This is a genomic window from Actinomycetospora sp. (genome assembly GCF_055612215.1).
The window spans coordinates 1-2,049 of record NZ_JBVPVA010000618.1 but is presented as its reverse complement, the minus strand read 5'-3'; the positions used below and the strand labels follow the sequence as shown (position 1 = coordinate 2,049).

The following is a 2,049-nucleotide window of genomic DNA, read 5'->3' as shown; positions in this document are numbered from 1 at the left end:
CCGGCCGCGGCCGCGTTGCGGGAGGCGCTGCTCGCCGCCGTGCCGAGGTGAGTGGGCCCGCCCGACGGCGAGCCCACGGGTGAACGGCGCCGTTCTGCCGTCAGACGTCAGCAACGCGCCGTTGCTGCGACGGGCGCCCGGCGAGCCCACGGGTGGACGGCGTCGTTCTGCCATCAGGCGTCAGCAACGCGCCGTTGCTGCCACGGAGGCCGTCGTGACCTCGGCAACGTCGGCCCCGTCCGTCACACCGCCCCGACCCGTCGCTGCGGCACAGTGTCGTTCCGTGACCACCTCGACCACCCGCCGCCGCCTCGACCCGGTGCTGCTGGCCCGGGCGTTCCGCACCGTCGCGATCGCCGAGGCCTGCTCCTGGACGGGGCTGCTGATCGGGATGGTGTTCAAGTACCTCGTGGTGTTCGACGACGTCGGCGTGAAGGTCTTCGGGCCGATCCACGGGGTGCTGTTCATCCTCTACGTGGTGATCACGCTCGTGACCGCGCGCACCTTCGGATGGCGTGCGGGCACGACCGTCGTGGGCCTGCTCGCGAGCATCCCGCCGCTGACCACGCTCTGGTTCGAGCACGCCGCCCGCCGCCGCGGCCTGATCGACGAGGTGCGCGTCCGGCAGGGATAGGCTCGACGACCGTGGTGAGCACGGAGAACGCCCCGGCGACGCGGACGAAGACGTCGCTGACCGGGATCAAGCCGACCGGGGAACCGCACCTCGGCAACCTGATCGGCGCCATCGAGCCCGCCATCGCGATGGCCGGCGAGCACGAGTCGCTGTACTTCATCGCCGACTACCACGCGCTCACCACCGCCCGGGACCCCGAGCTGCTGCACCAGTGGACGCGCTCGGTGGCCGCGACCTGGCTCGCCGCCGGGCTGGACCCGCACCGGACGATCTTCTACCGGCAGTCCGACGTCCCCGAGACGTTCGAGCTGACGTGGATCCTGTCCTGCGTCACCGGCAAGGGACTGATGAACCGCGCCCACGCCTACAAGGCCGCGCGGGAGGCGAACCTGGCGGCCGGGGAGGACCCGGACGCGGGCATCAACATGGGGACCTACAACTACCCCATCCTCATGGCCGTCGACATCCTGATCATGGAGGCGGACCTCGTCCCGGTGGGGCGCGACCAGGCGCAGCACGTGGAGATCGCCGCCGACATCGCCGGCAGCTTCAACCACCTCTACGGGTCGGGCTACCGGTTCCGGATCCCCGAGGCGGTCATCCCGGCGGAGACGACGGGGCACACGCTGCCGGGGCTCGACGGCCGGAAGATGTCGAAGTCGTACGACAACTACATCCCGCTGTTCCTGCCCGCCGCGAAGCTCCGCAAGCTGGTGCGCCGCATCCCCACCGACTCCACGCCCGTCGAGGCCCCCAAGGACCCGGACTCCTCGGCGGTGTTCCAGATCCTCGCGCAGTTCGCGACGGCGGACGACGTGGCCGAGACGCGGGCGCGCCTCGAGGCCGGCGGCGTGGGCTGGGGCGACCTGAAGAACCAGCTCGCCGATGTGCTCGAGGAGCGGCTCGCCCCGATGCGCGAGCGCTACGAGGAGCTCATGGAGCCGGGCAGCGCCCTCGACGACGCCCTCGCCCACGGCGGGGAGATCGCCCGCGACCGCGCACGGCGGGTGCTGGGTTCGGTGCGGACGGCGATCGGGATCGACCGGTAGGTGCCTCCGGCTCGTGAGCACTGGTCCGTGTCACAGGGCGGAACAATGCTCACGCCCGCGAAGCGCACCTACGAGCGGAGCACCTGCGAGAACCCGGAGTCCACGTCCCGCGGCCGCTGCGCCGGCACGTCGTTCACGAGGACGCCGGGGGTGTCCGGGATGTGGGGCACCTCGGCCAGCCACATCGCGAGCGCACCGTCGGTGAACGCGGAGCGTCCCCGGCCCTGGTCGCTGAGGTCGCCGTCCACCACCGAACCCCGGCGCAGCAGCGCCCCGAGCCCGAGGGCCGCGACGACCGAGACGACGCACCACGCGCCGACGAGTACGGCGACCCATCCGAGGACCGTCATGCCCACCTCCGTCGTC

Annotated in this window: 2 protein-coding genes and 1 pseudogene; 2 read left to right on the top strand and 1 reads right to left on the bottom strand. The window is 71.9% G+C overall.

Annotated features, from left to right (window positions below):
- Positions 1–283: 283 nt before the first annotated feature.
- The gene (locus AC0CYZ_RS17055) at positions 284–634 is read left to right on the top strand and encodes a DUF3817 domain-containing protein (protein ID WP_472217445.1); all 351 of its coding nucleotides are present in this window, start codon (positions 284–286) and stop codon (positions 632–634) included.
- 11 nt (positions 635–645) lie between these two features.
- Positions 646–1,683, top strand: coding sequence for a tryptophan--tRNA ligase (locus tag AC0CYZ_RS17050; RefSeq protein WP_472217444.1), 1,038 nt, complete (start codon positions 646–648; stop codon positions 1,681–1,683).
- Positions 1,684–1,751: 68 nt separating this feature from the next.
- Here AC0CYZ_RS17050 and AC0CYZ_RS17045 read toward each other — a convergent pair.
- Positions 1,752–2,049: pseudogene (locus tag AC0CYZ_RS17045) on the bottom strand (hypothetical protein); the annotation flags it as partial.